This is a genomic window from Moritella sp. 5 (genome assembly GCF_018219455.1).
GTDB lineage: Bacteria > Pseudomonadota > Gammaproteobacteria > Enterobacterales > Moritellaceae > Moritella.
In genome coordinates this window covers 1,476,908-1,493,462 of sequence record NZ_CP056122.1, presented here as the reverse complement: position 1 = coordinate 1,493,462, position 16,555 = coordinate 1,476,908, and the positions used below count along the sequence as shown (strand labels likewise).

The window sequence follows — 16,555 nt, the reverse complement described above, 5'->3', positions numbered from 1 at the left end:
TTTGCTTTACCCCCTAAAACAACCCATTGTAAGTATTAGAAAAACCTAATCTAATTAAAAATAAACCTCGTTATAGCATTTTTATTATGCAATCTATTCCTACGCACGATAATCAAGCCAGACAAAAACATTACTTTAGTTTATTAAACCATAAATTATTTTACATACTTTATTCAGCATTGAGTTCTATAAAATCATGGGCTAAAGTAACTCACCAATTTCAAGGTAATGCATTGTTATTAAAGTGAAATTGCAATTAACAAATGGTACTTCCGTATGCTATTAACTAGATAAATACTAAAACAAGGATGTAATAAAATGAAAGCAAAATCTATCTATTCACTATTATTGTCAGGCGTTATCGCCCTCTCTGTTGCAGGCTGCAGCTCTTCATCAGTAAAACGTAATGCAGACCAAGAATTTCCCCTTGAAGTGACAGCGAGTGCACCTGCATTTATTTTCCCAATTAGCCTGCATGGCGTTCCTGGGGACAGTGCTGAAGTTGGTTTAGCAATCTCTTCAGGTGCAGTATCTGAATACGGTGCATCGGTGATCTCTGGTCAACAGCTTTACAGTGTTGTTGGTAATTTGTCATGGACACTTGGCGAAAACATGCGTCGTCAAGCAAGCCTAGATAAACTAGAAATGACAGGTTCTGCAGAGAAGTATGCGATTGAACTTGATAAGAAAATGAAAACACTGACCAATAAGTTAAAAGCGTCTGGCGTGTTGACGAACAAAGATTACAACTTCAAATATGTTGTTGTGCTACATGTGGATTCATCAGGCGGTATGAACATCCCAATGATGACTAACGTGACAGCTTTCGGTGGCGTCATGGATATGGAAACACGTAAAATCGTATCTTATATCGAAAAAGATCTGACATTATCTCAAGATGCTATTCTTGCGCAAATGCCGATCGAAATGAACAAGATCATTGCTGAGTTATTAGATAAACCCGAAGACGCTTAATCACGTTCTTTAAAAAATTCGTAATTAATGCCTATTACCTCTGACCTGCTGTAATAGGCATTCATCATTGCACAAGTTCACTTAAATACGATAATTAAGCGTGAGTGACTTTATCTTTATCCTTTTCCACACACGGCTGGTCACTTAACACTTCGGCAAGTGTAGAACGACACAAATGCCCCTCAACATCACCATCCACATTTAACACCGGCAATGGTAATTGATTATCCAGCATTTCAGGAATCACAGTTTCCAGTAACGCATCACTTTGCACGCCAGGCACCGCGTCCAATAAAGACGCATCAAGGGCATTACTGTAATCTCTTTTTTCAACATTATCCAAGGTATCTTGTGTAATCACCCCTTGATAGCCATCCTCGTTAACAACATAACCATAATCTTGTTTTGATTTGCGCATTTGCAATACCGCTTCACCGATGGTCTCGGCCGAAATACGGAAAATTTGCGGTTGCATTACCGTTTCCACCGTCAATGCGCGCGCGCGATTTACATCTTTGACAAAGGCTTCAACATAATCATCAACCGGGTTAAGTAAAATATCAACAGGTGTTCCTTGTTGTACCAATACCCCATCACGCAAAATAGCAATGCGATCACCCAGTCGTAATGCTTCATCAAGGTCATGGGTAATAAAGACAATGGTTTTATGTAACTTTTCCTGCAGCTCAATCAACTGGTCTTGCATTTCGCTACGGATCAAAGGATCCAATGCTGAAAATGCTTCATCCATTAACAGAATATCGGCATCGGTACACAAAGCACGTGCTAAACCGACGCGTTGCTGTTGACCTCCGGACAACTGTCTTGGGTATTGATTGGCATAACCATCCAAACCCACAGTTTCCAACCACTGCGTTGCACTTTTCTTTCGTTCAGCGTTCTTGACGCCCTGCACTTGCAAGCCATAACCAATATTGTCTAACACAGTGCGGTGTGGCATTAACCCAAAACGTTGAAATACCATCGACATTTTATTACGACGAAAATCTTGCAGGTCTTTGCTCTTCAATTGCATGACATCACTACCCGCGATTTCGATTTCACCGGCTGTAGGTTCAATTAAGCGGTTAAAATGGCGGATTAAGGTTGATTTACCCGAACCTGACAACCCCATGATAACGAATATTTCTCCCGGATAAATATCTAGGTTAATATCCGACAAACCAACGGTATGACCCGTTTCAGCTAAAATAGCATCTTTTGATTTACCCGCTTTGACTAGCTCGAGCACCTTTTTCTCATTTTTACCAAAAATTTTGTATAAATTCTTAATACGAATTAACGGGCTTTTCTTATCATTCGAACTCATCTTACTGCCCTCCAAAATTTTGTAACGTACGTTTTGCGTAACTTTGCGAAATCCGATCAAAAATAATCGCGAGAACAACAATTGCTAAGCCATTCAATAAACCAAGTGTGAAATATTGGTTGGTGATAGCCTTTAATACAGGTTGACCTAAACCTTTTACGCCAATCATAGAAGCAATCACAACCATAGCGAGCGCCATCATAATAGTCTGATTAATACCGGCCATGATATTAGGCATTGCCAGTGGTAACTGCACACCAAATAAACGTTGCATAGGACTAGCACCATAAGCAGTTGCCGCCTCTAGCACTTCTTTGTCTACAAGACGGATACCTAAGTTCGTTAAGCGAATAACAGGCGGCACAGCATAAATAATAACAGCGATAACACCAGGGATTTTACCGATGCCTAATAACATCACCACAGGGATCAAATACACAAAGGCTGGCATTGTTTGCATAATATCTAAGATAGGTGTAACGACGGACTGAACACGATCAGAGCGAGCCATCGAAATCCCGATAGGAATACCAATAAGCACTGCGAGTGAAGTAGAGACAAGAATAATACTCATGGTTCGCATGGTATTGTCCCACATTCCAAAGAATCCGATGAGGAAGAAGGCTAAGACGACACCTAAGGTTAATTTCCAAGAACGACTTGCCATATAAGCAAAAACAGCTAATACAGCAATTACCAGCCACCAAGGGCTGCCAAGTAATAATTTTTCGAACCAAATAAGAAAACTAAGTAAGGGATCAAAAAATGCTTCGATACTATCACCGTATTCACGCGAAAAACTGCGATAAGCGCCATCCAATGTCTTTCTAATATCAAGTAATTGGCGACGATCTAGCTGCGGTATTTCCGAAAGCCATGAACTGTCTGACATATTATTTATTTCCTAAAATGAAAAAGCCCGATTAAGTCGGGCTATATTTATACCCAAGCTACTTCAAGGAGTACAATCAGCCAACTGAAGTGGTTTGGGTATAGTGAAAGGCTATAGTTCTGAGACTGCTTTCTTAATTTTCTTCGCGGTAGCTGAATCAACCCACTGTGACCAAGTATCTTCATAGTTTGTTAAGAAGTGCTCAACACTGTATTCGCCATCAGCTTGCTCATCTTCCATCCAAGCAAGTAGTTCATTCATCTGATCATTCTTGAATGAGCGGGCTGTAAGGTAAGCCAATGCTTCAGGTGCTCTTGCCGCAAATGTTTCAGTCACGACAGTATCCACAGCAGAAGGTGGGAACATAGTTACTTTAGGTTCTAAACAATCGTCTTGAGTAATGCACTCTTTAAAATGTTTTTCATCTATGCCTGAACCAAAATCAACCTTAACCATATCGTATTTACCCAATACAGCTGTCGGCGCCCAATAATAGCCAAACCAAGCTTCTTTACGCTCATAGGCTTTAGCAATAGAGCCAGATAAGCCTGCACCAGAACCTGGATCAATTAAATCGAACCCGTCATCGGCAAGATCCAGTGCCTCGTATAGATTCGTTGTTGTAATTTGACAATTCCAACCTGATGGACAAATCATAAATGCTGATTTATCCGGGTCTTCAGGGTGCTTGAATAGTTTTGCGTTGGCTTTAATGCCTGCAATAGTTGCTAAACTCGGGTCTTTTTCAACCATATAGGCAGGAACCCAAAAACCTTCTTCACCACCATCTGTCAGTGTGGCTCCAGCATAACGAATTCGCCCTTCTTCAACACCTTTATCAAGGGCTGATTTCATGGAATTACTCCAAAATTCAGGTGCAATATCAGGCTGGCCTTTTTCGATCATAGCTGTTCCGGTTGCCATTGTATCGCCAGGTACGAGTTCGGCATCACACCCAAAACCATGCTCTAAAATAAAGCGATCAATATTAGCAATGATTGTTGCTGAATTCCAGCTCATGTCAGCAATGGTAACACTGCCACATTCACTTGCATTAGCGAAGGTAGAAAGAGATGAACAAGCAAGAAGTAGTGAGGTAGCGAAAGTCTTCCGCATATGAATAATATCCTTATTATTGTAATGAAGTACCACTAACACTACAGGAAATCGCCACTAAAAGCTTAAATAAGTACTAAAAACCGTAAACATGGTTAAAACATCTCACGGTAATTAATACTAGAAACAGGTAAAAACGTTATAAAATCAGTTAAGTAAAAGAGTTACTCTTCCGCCTGAATTTGACCAACAAATAATACTGGCGCAGCATCTAATTTTTCTGCATCCATCATTGAGGCAATCCGTTCGACAGCTGACAATAGCTGACTTTGTTCCCACTCTTCAAGATTTTGATAACGCTTGATGAAATGGTCTTGAAGCGGCTTGGGTGAACTACTCAGTAATAATTTACCTGATTCACTCAGCGACAGATGCACTTTACGTTTATCTGTTTCACTTCGCTTCCTAATCACCAACGCCCGACTCTCAAGTCTGTCAATAATCGTCGTGACTGTAGCTGCACTTAAGGCTATCTCTTTCGCAATGTCTTTCGCCAGTGGCGCATCAAGCATGGCAATATTTTGCATCACCATGAGCTGAGGTCCTGTTAAACCAGACTGTTTATTCAGCTGGCGAGAATGTATATCAATGGCTCTGATCACTTGACGCAGTGATACTAATAATTCTTCGTACTTTTCCATAACCCTTCCATAATTCGCCCCTCATTTTTCGAAACAATAACAGAAATTAGCACCAGACTCATACTGCAAATGTGAAAAAAGCAAAATAACGCCTATACGTTATTTTGCTTTTGTTGTATTCCTAACCACTATCGAACTAATTAACGTATTAAAACGAGCGTGGTGAGTATGCTAGTTCACTAACTCAATTTTATTAAAATCAATTTCATTTTCTTCAGGTGAACGTTCAATCGCTGCAACCGGCTTGGATTTCTTCGCCATAATATAACCAAAACAGCCGATAATCAGTGCGATGGCTAATGCGCCAACCCACTGAATTTGTAAGAAATCCAATTTGAATAATAACGTCAAAGCACTCATTAATACAAGATTACCAATAATGTATTTAGCCTTACCGAAACGTTCTACTGTTAAGTTTAAATTATCAGTATAAAGTCGTATTAATGAATCCAGCGAGTTAATCACAAAGGTGATGCCCACGAATATCATCGCAAGGTTATAAAAACCTGTTGTCGCAATCTCATTCACGCTGTAGTAGTAAAGTACCGAGAACCATACTGCGATTGGAATAGACGGGAAGACCATCATTGCAATCAGTACTTGATAAGTTTTCATACCACCAACAAAACGGGAAGTGAATTGACCAATCATGATGCTCCAAGAGAACCACCAGAATAAGTAAAATTCATGGTAATCATTCATCGGTAAAACAAATTGATGTATATTACCAAAGTAATCGCCAATCAACGCAAAGGTTGTTGTAAATTCACTCACGCTTGATTCTTCAGATAAGAACGCGCCAGCCCACATCATGACAATCAGACCTAAAAATAACCAGGTACTCGCTAAACTCAATATACGTACATAACGAATACTAGTACTTGAGTAAACAGCCGCAGCAATGACAACAAAAACAATCAGATAGAAACTACCAACTATCGTTTCGCCATCACCTAATTCAGGTAAATACCAAGGTAAATTGGTCAGTAATAAATAAGCAGTAAAGGCACAAGTACCTATAATGATGAGGTTATTGATGAATTTAATTAATGGGATCTCGAAGAATTTAACTCTTGGTTCAATGACACAAAAATAGAAACAAGTTAAAAAGTAAAATGCCCAGATCAGAAATGCCCAGAAACCAAATTCAATCGCTAAAGGATTACTAAAGCTGTATTCAGGGCTTGCCGCAAGATTTGCATAACCAGCAAACTCGGTCAGCGGAAACATGATAAGTCCCACGTCCAGACCAGAAGTAAATAGAATCGCGATAAAGGTAAATGTACGTACAGGCGTAACACCCACACACCGCACATTGCCCCAACGAAAAATCACAAATGCAATTGCAACAAAGGTAAATATAATACCTATGCTAAGCCAAGTAGTCATCATTTAAACTCCATGTAAATTTTGTATAAAACATAAATTTAATCCTTTTTTATGTTTTAAATAGCCTAGCTCAACGTTTGAGTCTGCAATCTAATTAAGTCTGTAATCGAGCATTAAGACTGTAATAAAAAACTAAGATTGCATGCACCCTCAAACCTTAAATATCGAATTTCCGATATTTAAACCCTGATGAATTGAGTTTGGCATTAAAGACCATTCAGCCAGAGTGGCTTAGGCTGGTCAGATACCTATGGTTAAGCACTGTCTTGTGGTAATCATAACAATGCAGTCCTTAACAATGTAGTCGTTAAACAGACTCGCGTTTTGGCGCCTGTAATCGTTGCGTATTCTGCCATTCAGGCGCCACAGTTACACAGCTCGCGTCAGCCTCAAGCGGTATATTGCCCAAAATTAGGTCTGCTGCACGCTCTGCCAACATGATAGTCGGAGAGTTAAGATTACCATTAGGGATTGTCGGGAAAATAGATGAATCAACAACCCTTAACCCTTCAACACCGTGTACCCTTGTTTCTGAATCAACAACGGCCATTGGATCTTCACCCATCTTGCACGTACAAGAAGGATGGTAAGCACTTTCTACCGAACTTCTCACAAAACGGTCGATCTCTTCATCCGTTTGAATATCGATTCCCGGTTGGATCTCTTCACCACGGAATTCATCCAACGCTGGTTGACCAATGATTTCACGTGTTAAGCGTACACAAGCCCGAAAACCTTCAATATCCTCGGCATGAGAAAGATAGTTAAACTGAATATGCGGCGCAACATGCGCATCATTAGACACGGCTTTTACAAAGCCACGGCTCTTCGGTTTGTTATGACCCACATGCACCTGAAAACCATGCCCAGCAAACGCTTCTTTACCGTCGTAACGCATTGCAGCAGGTAAGAAATGGTATTGTAAATCAGGCCATTCCAGTCCGGGTTTGGATCGAATAAAACCACAAGATTCAAAGTGATTCGTTGCCCCTAAACCTGACTTATCAAAGAACCAACGCGCACCAATATACAGCTTATTTAATGGGTCTAATTTGCCATTCAACGAAATCGGTTTAAGACACTTGAATTGGAAATAAAATTCGAGATGATCTTGTAAATTCTCGCCGACTCCCGCCAATTCATGTACTTGCTCAATACCGGCGTCTGCAAGTGTGCTTGCTTTACCGATACCGGATAATTGCAGGATATGCGGAGAACCAATCGAGCCAGCCGAAAGAATCACTTCTTTGTTACAATGCAGTCTGGTTAGCTTGCCTTTACGTTCAAACTCTAACCCTATTGCTTGTTTACCTTCAAACAATACCTTGTGTACCAAAGCATGGGTAATAACCGTTAAATTACTGCGTTGCATAGCAGGTCTTAAATACGCATTTGCTGTCGACCAACGCACACCCTTTTTGATAGTCATGTGCATAGGGCCAAAACCCTCTTGCTGCTTACCATTGTAGTCATTGGTTGCCATGTAACCGGCATCAATACCGGCATCAACAAAGGCTTTGTACAAAGGGTTTTTCATGTTGTTGCCGTTATTCACAGCAAGGGGACCAGTGTCACCACGATAGTCATCGCCGCCAAACGCCCAACTTTCAGCCTTTTTAAAGTAAGGTAAGCAATTGGCGTAATTCCAATTTTTTGCCCCACTTTGCTGCCATTCATCAAAATCGCGAGCATGGCCACGTACGTAGACCATACCGTTAATAGAAGATGATCCACCTAATACTTTGCCACGAGGGCAATGCATACGGCGATTATCCAAATACGGTTCAGCTTGAGTTTCAAACTGCCACGCATACTTCTCGCTATTCATCGGAATAGATAATGCAGTTGGCATTTGAATAAAAATACTCCTGTCACTGCCACCTGTTTCTAATAGCAGTACCTTGTTGGCTGGATCTGCTGATAATCGGTTGGCTAAAACACAACCAGCACTACCCGCGCCAACAATAATGTAATCATACAATCCCTGTGATTGAGTCATATAGGCTCCCTAAAATGGACTTTCAAGTCGTTGCATACCAACATACACAGCTTTAATCTGGGTATACGCTTTTAAAGTTTCGCTACCGTTTTCACGGCCAATACCAGACATCTTATAGCCGCCAACAGGCATTTCAGCAGGTGACGCGCCGTACGCATTGATCCAACAGATTCCGGCTTGCATTTGATGAATAACACGGTGAGCACGGGTAATGTCTTGAGTGAACACACCCGCGGCTAAACCTAAACGGGTATCATTAGCACGGCGAACAACTTCATCTTCATCTGCAAATGTGAACACTGACATAACAGGGCCAAAAATCTCTTCTTTGCTTAATGTCATTTCATCAGAGCACTGAGTGAAAACGGTTGGCGCAACAAAGTAACCATTCGGCGCATTCTCTGGTTGCAGAGCATGACCACCGGTAACAAGTTCAGCACCTTCTGATTTACCTATCTCAATAAAATTCAATACTTTGTCTTGATGCTCTTTCGAGATCAACGCACCAAAGTTAGTCTCTGGGTCCATCGGATCACCACAGATGATGTTGTTCTCGGTACGCTCACGTAGTTTTTCGATAAAGCGTGGGTAAATGGCGTCTTGCACAAATACACGTGTACCGTTGGTACACACTTCACCTTGAGTATAAAAGTTCGCTAGCATCGCCGCCGATACCGCATTATCAATGTCAGCGTCATCAAAGATGATTAGCGGTGATTTACCACCTAGTTCCATTGTGACTTCTTTCAGTGAACCCGCTGCGGCAGCCATCACTTTTTTGCCAGTACCTACTTCACCAGTAAACGATACTTTAGCAATCTCATCATGTGTTGTTAACCAAGCACCAACACGACCGTCGCCTTGAACAACGTTGAACACGCCATCGGGTACGCCCGCTTCGGTAAATATCTCAGCTAACTTGATTGCGCCGCGTGGTGTCTCTTCTGATGGTTTAAAGATCATGACATTACCGCAAGCAAGCGCAGGTGCTGATTTCCAACACGCGATCTGTAGCGGGTAATTCCACGCACCAATGCCTGCACAAATACCTAATGGTTCACGGCGGGTATAATAAAAGTCATCACCGACCTGTTGTTGATTACCTTCAATGCTTGGTGCAATACCAGCAAAAAATTCAATTGAATCGGCACCTGTGACAACATCAACTACAGAGGCTTCTTGCCAAGGTTTACCAGTATCTTGCACTTCGATAACAGCAAGTTCGTCATTACGTTCACGTAACAAGGCCACTGCTTTTAATAAAATACGGTTACGCTCCATCGGCGTCATTTTAGACCAAGTAGCGAAACCAATTTTTGCACTTTCAATTGTCGCTTGCTGAATACTCGCATCAGCAACTTGCACTAAATAACTTACTTCTCCGTTAGCCGGATTAATGACTTCAAAGGTTTCACCTGAGTCATTGGAGAGAGACTGTCCGTGGACATAATTTTTATAAGTAACTAACGACATTTATTTTCTCCGTGCTGTATGATCACAGCTTCGATAAAGGCTTTACATAAAATTTGGGCTTGTTCGAATTCTTTTTCAGGGCAATTACTCAAGGCACTGCGCAGCCAAAAACCATCAATCATCGCTGCAGTTTGTTTCGCAGAATTAATCGCGACATCCTCAGGCATTAATTGTTTAAATGAAAATGCGAGGTTGCTATACAAACGCTGGCTGTTGATGTGTTGCAGTCTGGCTAATCCAGGATCGTGGACAGCTTGAGACCAAAAACTTAACCAAGTTTTAGTGGCTGCGGTTGAACGTTGGAATTCAGTAAAATTAGACTCGACAATCATCGACAAGCGTTCTTCTGCGGGTAAGTTTTTACCTAAAATGCGGCTTAATAATGCTTGTTTTAGTTCATCGAGTAGATATTTGAGGGTTGCTTCTATGAGACCTTGCTTACCACCAAAATAATGGCTAATAAGGCCAGATGACAGTCCAGCTAAACCACTAATGGTATTAATTGTTGTGTGGTGTAAACCGTGGCGTTCAACAGAGATTAACGTCGCGTCAATCAGCTGCTGTTGCCTTACCGTTTTCATTACTGGTCTGGGCATAAAAAGTAACCATCCATGTTTGGCTGTTGATAATTCAATGCTTAACTGTTGTTAAAAGTTGTTAATTGAACGTTCAATTAACAACAACTATAATAGTTAGAGCTGTAACTATCAACCCCCAAGTTTGTCGTCAGCATGGTTAAAATAAAATAGAACATACATAAGTAAGCGGGGAAAACAACGCTAAGCAACTGTTTTAAAAGAGCATACCCCATACGTTAAACCACTGTTAACTAGCAGTAAAATAGTCGTAAATAAATTAATAGTTTCAACCGTAATCATTAGAAATGTAAGTATTAGACTTAATTCAACAAAGTACTAACACCTATATCGATAGGTCAATTTTATTTAGAAAGGATATATACTTTGTACGGCTTAGCGTTTAACTTTTGCCATATAGCGTTAAGGAATTAAAACAAGATAAGCCTGCTTTCAAGCAGGTCTATCTTTATTTTAAATCAGTATCACTCTAGCGTTAAAAAGCTAATTCAACGCCAGGTTTAATTTATTCATACGACTAAAAACAAGCCAATCAACAAACAATACGAAGGCGATAGTGCCACCAGCCATTGGTAACATAAACGATAATACAACGATAGTGATTAAGCCCACTTTCCAAACCCCCTCATGTTCAAATCGTGGTGGCGCACCAAGTACCTTCTTCCCTACAGGACGACGGATCCACCACATTACAACACCGGATATCGCAATAAAGATAAATGCTAAACAAAAGAACACATTAACGATTTTATTCACCACACTAACATCACCCTTATGTAGTGCGATACCTGCAGCCATAAACTTGCCCATTATGTTGTATTCGTTCCACGTTACATCCGCTAAGACCCGACCTGAATACTGATCGATATGTGTTGTTCTATCTAATCTAGGATCGGTAATATCCCCGCTCATGGTATTCGCTGCTAGCGTATAAACCCCCGTCTCACTGCGAGGAAGGTTAAGCTTAAACAGGGTAAATCCAAGCGTTTTAGCTTGCGCTAATATTTGATCGACACCAAGTTTAGCCTCAGAGTGCATGTTCGTGTCATGATCCATCTTTGTATCATGATGCATAGCACCCGACCCCGCTGCTAACATCGCAGCATGATCATGTGATTCAGGCATCAGTGTTTGTTCTAAATTCCACGGTATTTCTTCTTCACTGCCGTGATTCATTGACGCGTGATTTTGTGTAGACAATGGCACATTATCCCACTTTTCTGCTGGGAAACTACTCCACGCTTGCACGAATTTACCGCCCCAAATACTTGCCCACGCAAGACCTGAAACAAAGAAAAACAACAATATAAAAGACAATAAGCCACCAATATTTGCGTGTAGGTCACGCATTAAAATACGTGGTCCACTTGCCATTCTTATTTTAAGAAAACCAGCCTTACTGGCCTTATCTCGTGGTAACCACAGATAAACGCCCGTCACTAATAAGATCACGCCTAAACTTGCTGCAATTTCAATGAGATAATCCCCCCAATTCCCTAGTAATAGAGTACCGTGTATATCATTCGCCAACTCATACCAACTATCGCTACGATCTATCGTACCTAGAACCTCTCCGTTATAAGGGTTAACGGTAACAAACAGCGTCTGACCTGATTCAAGCATAATTGAGAAACGGTTCGCAAGATCACTACTTTTAGCTGGTATAAACTGAGTTACCATTGCATTCGGGTAAGCAGCTATTACGCTTGCCATTTGTTGTGAGGTTGCGACAATATCTTTCTCAGGTGTTACTTCTAGCGCTGATTGATAACGACTAAATTCAATTTCGTCATCAAACAACATCACTAAACCCGTTAGACTCAGCATCAACATAAACGGGATCACAAATAGCCCAGCATAAAAATGCCAGCGCCAAGTTAAGAAGTAACGTGATTTTGAGCGTGCAAGTGTCTCTCTGTTAGATAAAGTGTTATCTACAGGCGGATTAATTTTCGACATTCTTTGTATTTTCCTTTCTACAAAATCCCTATCGAGCTAACGACGGTCATCCATATTAACTAAATTTTTTCGTCATTAATCACCGTTTAAACGCAAAGGTTTAACGGTATATTGATAACGTGATTTCTGTGTACTATTACAGTGAGTAGTACAGTGATAATTTAAGTTACGAAAGGGCTGCAGGCGGTGCGCGAGGAATTTGCCATTGATAACGCACGTTATGCGCTAAAAACGAATAATGCTCTTGAATTGAAACACTAACACGAGCCAATACAGGTACAGTTAATAACGCAAGATCATGAAAAGAAGAAAAATGGCTGAATGGACAAGGTTTTCCCTTATGGATTTGGGGTTTACCTTCTTCGATCTGAACCAGTTCCAGTCCATTAACGGTACACAACGTCGCCCACACACCAACGCTATTATTGGCATTAATCACTGGCATAAGCGTGACTAAAACCCAACTAAGCAGGCTAGCAAGCAACATTGATTTTTTAAAATAAGAACTGTGTTTCATACGATACTCTATAGATTTGTACGGAGTGTACATAAATATGTAACATATCGCAAAATTAGTAACATGTGATTAACGTTTGAACACTGAGCACCCTAAGGTCAAAAAAAGCAACTATCGGATGGCTAATTAGTCAGCCGTTTACAGCAGTAAAATAGGATTAAGCAGTAACAGTATCTATTTTATCACTCTTCAATAGCGTCGCGGATAACACTACAGGGATCGCTTTAGAAATTGGCGTGTCACTCAAATCCCCTTTCCCATCGATAGACACCAATGGATTCGTTTCAGGGAAATAAGCCGCAATATTGCCCTCTGGAATATCATAAGCCACCAATTTAAAACCAAACACTTTACGTTCGATACCATCTGGCCACAGCGATTCGATATCGACTAATTGGTTATTCTCCATGCCTAATGCAGCGATGTCATTCTCGTTAACAAAAAGGACTTTACGTTCGCCTGAAATACCGCGGTAGCGATCATTAAAACCGTAAATGGTGGTATTGTATTGATCATGTGAACGCATGGTTTGTAATACGAAGACAGGATCGCTACTGAGTTCTCGTAAGTTTGCAGGCCGTAAATGAGCGGGCAGATCATGCTGCATGAATTGTGCTTTTTTCGACGCAGTTTGCCACTGTCGCTGCGCAGCACTGTTACCAAGATAGAAACCACCAGGTTGTTTTATCTTGCGATTAAAGTCGCTAAAACCAGGAATCGTTTTTTCAATCAAATCTCGGATCCGAGCATAGTCTTCAATGACCCAACCCCAATCAATAGGCTGCTTGCCCAGCGTTGCTTCCGCAATACCCGCAATAATAGCAGGCTCAGATCGCATTTCGCCAATATCACCTGCCACCACGCCCGCAGAAGCATGCACCATACTAAACGAGTCCTCAACGGTGATTCTTTGTGGCCCAAATGTTTGCATATCAATATCAGTGCGCCCTAAGCAAGGTAATATGAGCGAGTCTTTACCTGGCACAAGATGCGTACGGTTTAATTTTGTCGCGATATTAACCGTCAAGCTACAGTTGGATAGCGCTTGTTGTGTTAACGCAGTGTCTGGCGTTGCAGCCGCAAAGTTGCCCCCTAAGCCAATAAATATTTTACTCTCCCCTGCAAGCATCGCTTTAATCGCTTCAACCGTATTATGTCCAGGTTCTGAAGGGGCTTTAAAATCAAATTCATCCGATATGCTTTTGATGAACGCAACACTGGGCTTTTCATCAATACCCATAGTACGATCGCCCTGTACATTACTGTGCCCACGCACTGGACACAATCCCGCACCTTGTTGCCCCAACTGCCCAAACAGTAGCTGTAAGTTGGCAATTTCTTGGATGGTTTTCACCGAATGCTTATGCTGAGTGATCCCCATCGCCCACGTGATAATCACCCGTTTAGATTGACAATAAATGCGAGCAGCGTGCTCTATTTCAGATTGTAATAACCCAGCTTGCTCGGTAATTTCATGCCATGACGTCGCTTCAACGGCGGTTAAGTATTCATCGACGCCTTGGGTATGTTCAACAATAAATGCATGATCAAATATAGAGATTCGTCCGGCGGCTAATTCGGCTTTATCAATCACACCAAGCGCTTTAACCATACCACGTACAACCGCCATGTCTCCGCCAAGTTTAGGCGTAAAATAGCATTGACTAATTTGCGTCGAACCATCAGTCAGCATTTCTTTCACTGATTGTGGGTTAGTAAAACGTTCTAACCCTCTTTCTCTTAAGGTATTAAAAGTGACAATGGCCGCCCCGCGACGCGACGCCTGACGCAGTGTATCTAGCATACGCGGATGGTTTGTGCCTGGGTTTTGACCAAACACAAAAACAGCATCAGCATGTTCAAAGTCTTCCAGTGTTACTGTACCTTTACCGATACCAATCGCTTGTTTCAACCCGACACCACTTGCTTCATGGCACATATTGGAGCAATCAGGAAAGTTATTGGTACCAAATTTACGCACAAAAAGTTGATACAAAAAAGCGGCTTCATTACTCGCTCTACCCGATGTATAAAACTCTGCTTGATCAGGATGTTCAAGTGTATTTAAATGCTTCGCGATCAGCGTAAATGCCTGCTGCCAACTAACCGCTTCATAGCAACCCGTTTCACGATTGTACTGAACAGGATGACTAAGCCGCCCTTGAGACTCTAAAAAGTAATCACTTTGCTGGGTTAACCAACTTACCGGATGTTGTTCAAAAAATTCAGGTGTAACACGTCGACTTGTGGCTTCCCAATTAACGGCTTTAGCACCATTTTCACAAAATCTAAACCGAGTTTGTTCTTTGGATTCACCCCATGCACAACCCGGGCAATCGAACCCTTTATCTTGGTTTGTTTTGAGTAAGTTTCGGATATTACGTGAAACATTTTCGCTTTTCACCAGATGTTTGGTCGTACTTAATAAGGCCCCCCAACCACCAGCAGCCCCTTCATATTTTTTAATTGTCATGTTGATTCTCTATATCAGTCGCCAGGTTTAAACGAAAAGCACCATGGTAGACGTTAAACCCACCATTACGGCTAAAGCCAATCAGTGTTAGATTAAAGCGTTTCGCCATATTGATCGCAAGGTTGGATGGTGCGCCTACTGCTATCAGTACCGAAATACCAGAAACAAGTACTTTTTGAACCAACTCGAAACTAATACGGCCGCTTAGAAATACAATTTTTTCTTGTTGATCAAGTTCAGGACTTCTTGCTAATTTCCCCATCAATTTATCTAATGCATTGTGACGTCCTACATCTTCACAGCTCAGTAATAAAACCCCTTTAGCATCAAATAAGGCGCATCCATGCACCCCGCCTGTTTGGTTAAACATCGATTGATACTGACGTAATGCATCGCTGAAATGAGGAATAATAAGGCCCGACAACCACCCTTCTGTCGAATCTAAATCGGGGATATCGCGTAGTTCTAAAGACTGTATTGAAGATTTCCCACACACGCCACAACTGGAGAAGGATGTGGTATCTCGATTGATTAATGCCCAATCCACAACAACATCTGATGATAAACGTAGATGTATCTCATTTTGGCTCATTTCATCTAAATCAAAGTGCTCATTGATACCAACAATGTCGCTAGCGCTGTTGATAATACCTTCAGCCAACAACAGGCCCGTAACCAGATTAAGATCGTCACCCGGTGTGCGCATCGTCACTAAGTAAACACGCTCTTTCTGTTTGCCCGCGCAATCGCTATAAATGAGGTGTATCTCTAAAGGTTCTTCGACAATCACGGAGTCAATTGACAAGCTGACGTCTGTCCCATTTATCTGTCGGATAGAACATGCCGCAACACCAATCGTTAGCAAGCTTGATTGATGCGCTTGCTGACGATTAGTATGGTTATTTAGATGGCTATTTTGTTGATAAATAGCATTAAAAGTAGAGTATCTATCAACTAACGAATAATCTTTCGGACTTATTTTCTGTTCAGCCATGGGCATGTCTCACTCTAATAGATTGATGCTAAAAACGGGGATACTCCACAAGCATTTTCACGGAGAGCTTTAACATTCTCAAGATAAGCACTTTACAATACCTTCTACAGAGCAATAAACATAACGGGAAAATTCTTTCATTTGATAAGAAAAACTTATCAGCTAACTCAATATAAGGTACTTGAAGGGGTTATCAATTAA

Annotated in this window: 13 protein-coding genes; 1 reads left to right on the top strand and 12 read right to left on the bottom strand. The window is 41.3% G+C overall.

The features are described from left to right. Positions 1-318 precede the first annotated feature (318 nt). Positions 319-975 carry a hypothetical protein gene (locus tag HWV01_RS06825; protein WP_211674676.1) on the top strand — a complete coding sequence of 219 codons (657 nt, stop codon included), beginning with the start codon at positions 319-321 and terminating at the stop codon, positions 973-975. 94 nt (positions 976-1,069) lie between these two features. Here the strand turns inward: HWV01_RS06825 and HWV01_RS06820 are convergent, their stop codons facing one another. The 12 genes from HWV01_RS06820 to fdhD form a co-directional block, all read right to left on the bottom strand. Then, positions 1,070-2,305, bottom strand: a complete 1,236-nt coding sequence (locus HWV01_RS06820; RefSeq protein WP_211674675.1) for a glycine betaine/L-proline ABC transporter ATP-binding protein — start codon at positions 2,303-2,305, stop codon at positions 1,070-1,072. Between the two features lies 1 nt (position 2,306). Continuing rightward, positions 2,307-3,197, bottom strand: a complete 891-nt coding sequence (locus HWV01_RS06815) for a proline/glycine betaine ABC transporter permease (RefSeq protein ID WP_211674674.1) — start codon at positions 3,195-3,197, stop codon at positions 2,307-2,309. A gap of 111 nt (positions 3,198-3,308) precedes the next feature. After that, complete coding sequence (locus HWV01_RS06810) at positions 3,309-4,313, bottom strand: ABC transporter substrate-binding protein (RefSeq protein WP_211674673.1); 1,005 nt, start codon at positions 4,311-4,313, stop codon at positions 3,309-3,311. A 164-nt stretch (positions 4,314-4,477) separates the two neighbouring features. Then, complete coding sequence (locus tag HWV01_RS06805; protein WP_211674672.1) at positions 4,478-4,954, bottom strand: MarR family winged helix-turn-helix transcriptional regulator; 477 nt, start codon at positions 4,952-4,954, stop codon at positions 4,478-4,480. Positions 4,955-5,125: 171 nt separating this feature from the next. Continuing rightward, complete coding sequence (locus HWV01_RS06800; protein WP_211675704.1) at positions 5,126-6,343, bottom strand: BCCT family transporter; 1,218 nt, start codon at positions 6,341-6,343, stop codon at positions 5,126-5,128. Positions 6,344-6,650: 307 nt separating this feature from the next. Continuing rightward, complete coding sequence (betA, locus tag HWV01_RS06795) at positions 6,651-8,342, bottom strand: choline dehydrogenase (protein WP_211674671.1); 1,692 nt, start codon at positions 8,340-8,342, stop codon at positions 6,651-6,653. Positions 8,343-8,351: 9 nt separating this feature from the next. After that, the gene (gene betB, locus HWV01_RS06790) at positions 8,352-9,815 is read right to left on the bottom strand and encodes a betaine-aldehyde dehydrogenase (RefSeq protein WP_211674670.1); all 1,464 of its coding nucleotides are present in this window, start codon (positions 9,813-9,815) and stop codon (positions 8,352-8,354) included. Continuing rightward, positions 9,806-10,411: a transcriptional regulator BetI gene (gene betI / locus HWV01_RS06785; protein ID WP_211674669.1), complete on the bottom strand. Its 606-nt coding sequence runs from the start codon at positions 10,409-10,411 to the stop codon at positions 9,806-9,808. Before betI ends, betB begins: the two co-directional genes overlap by 10 nt. A 483-nt stretch (positions 10,412-10,894) precedes the next feature. Continuing rightward, positions 10,895-12,370, bottom strand: coding sequence for a PepSY domain-containing protein (locus tag HWV01_RS06780; protein ID WP_211674668.1), 1,476 nt, complete (start codon positions 12,368-12,370; stop codon positions 10,895-10,897). A gap of 166 nt (positions 12,371-12,536) precedes the next feature. Then, positions 12,537-12,887, bottom strand: a complete 351-nt coding sequence (locus tag HWV01_RS06775; RefSeq protein WP_211674667.1) for a hypothetical protein — start codon at positions 12,885-12,887, stop codon at positions 12,537-12,539. Positions 12,888-13,044: 157 nt separating this feature from the next. After that, a complete protein-coding gene (locus HWV01_RS06770; protein WP_211674666.1) occupies positions 13,045-15,360 on the bottom strand; it encodes an FdhF/YdeP family oxidoreductase in 2,316 nt (771 codons plus the stop codon). Next, positions 15,350-16,354 (bottom strand): formate dehydrogenase accessory sulfurtransferase FdhD, encoded by a 1,005-nt coding sequence (gene fdhD / locus HWV01_RS06765; RefSeq protein ID WP_211674665.1) that lies wholly within the window; start codon positions 16,352-16,354, stop codon positions 15,350-15,352. Before fdhD ends, HWV01_RS06770 begins: the two co-directional genes overlap by 11 nt. Between the last annotated feature and the right edge of the window lie 201 nt (positions 16,355-16,555).

Coding starts and splice junctions, on each gene's coding strand:
- betB (WP_211674670.1), bottom strand. CDS start 9,815: ATGTCGTTAGTTACTTATAAAAATTATGTCCACGGACAGTCTCTCTCC.
- HWV01_RS06800 (WP_211675704.1), bottom strand. CDS start 6,343: ATGACTACTTGGCTTAGCATAGGTATTATATTTACCTTTGTTGCAATT.
- HWV01_RS06815 (WP_211674674.1), bottom strand. CDS start 3,197: ATGTCAGACAGTTCATGGCTTTCGGAAATACCGCAGCTAGATCGTCGC.
- HWV01_RS06820 (WP_211674675.1), bottom strand. CDS start 2,305: ATGAGTTCGAATGATAAGAAAAGCCCGTTAATTCGTATTAAGAATTTA.
- HWV01_RS06780 (WP_211674668.1), bottom strand. CDS start 12,370: ATGTCGAAAATTAATCCGCCTGTAGATAACACTTTATCTAACAGAGAG.
- HWV01_RS06770 (WP_211674666.1), bottom strand. CDS start 15,360: ATGACAATTAAAAAATATGAAGGGGCTGCTGGTGGTTGGGGGGCCTTA.
- HWV01_RS06825 (WP_211674676.1), top strand. CDS start 319: ATGAAAGCAAAATCTATCTATTCACTATTATTGTCAGGCGTTATCGCC.
- HWV01_RS06805 (WP_211674672.1), bottom strand. CDS start 4,954: ATGGAAAAGTACGAAGAATTATTAGTATCACTGCGTCAAGTGATCAGA.
- fdhD (WP_211674665.1), bottom strand. CDS start 16,354: ATGGCTGAACAGAAAATAAGTCCGAAAGATTATTCGTTAGTTGATAGA.
- betA (WP_211674671.1), bottom strand. CDS start 8,342: ATGACTCAATCACAGGGATTGTATGATTACATTATTGTTGGCGCGGGT.
- HWV01_RS06810 (WP_211674673.1), bottom strand. CDS start 4,313: ATGCGGAAGACTTTCGCTACCTCACTACTTCTTGCTTGTTCATCTCTT.
- betI (WP_211674669.1), bottom strand. CDS start 10,411: ATGCCCAGACCAGTAATGAAAACGGTAAGGCAACAGCAGCTGATTGAC.
- HWV01_RS06775 (WP_211674667.1), bottom strand. CDS start 12,887: ATGAAACACAGTTCTTATTTTAAAAAATCAATGTTGCTTGCTAGCCTG.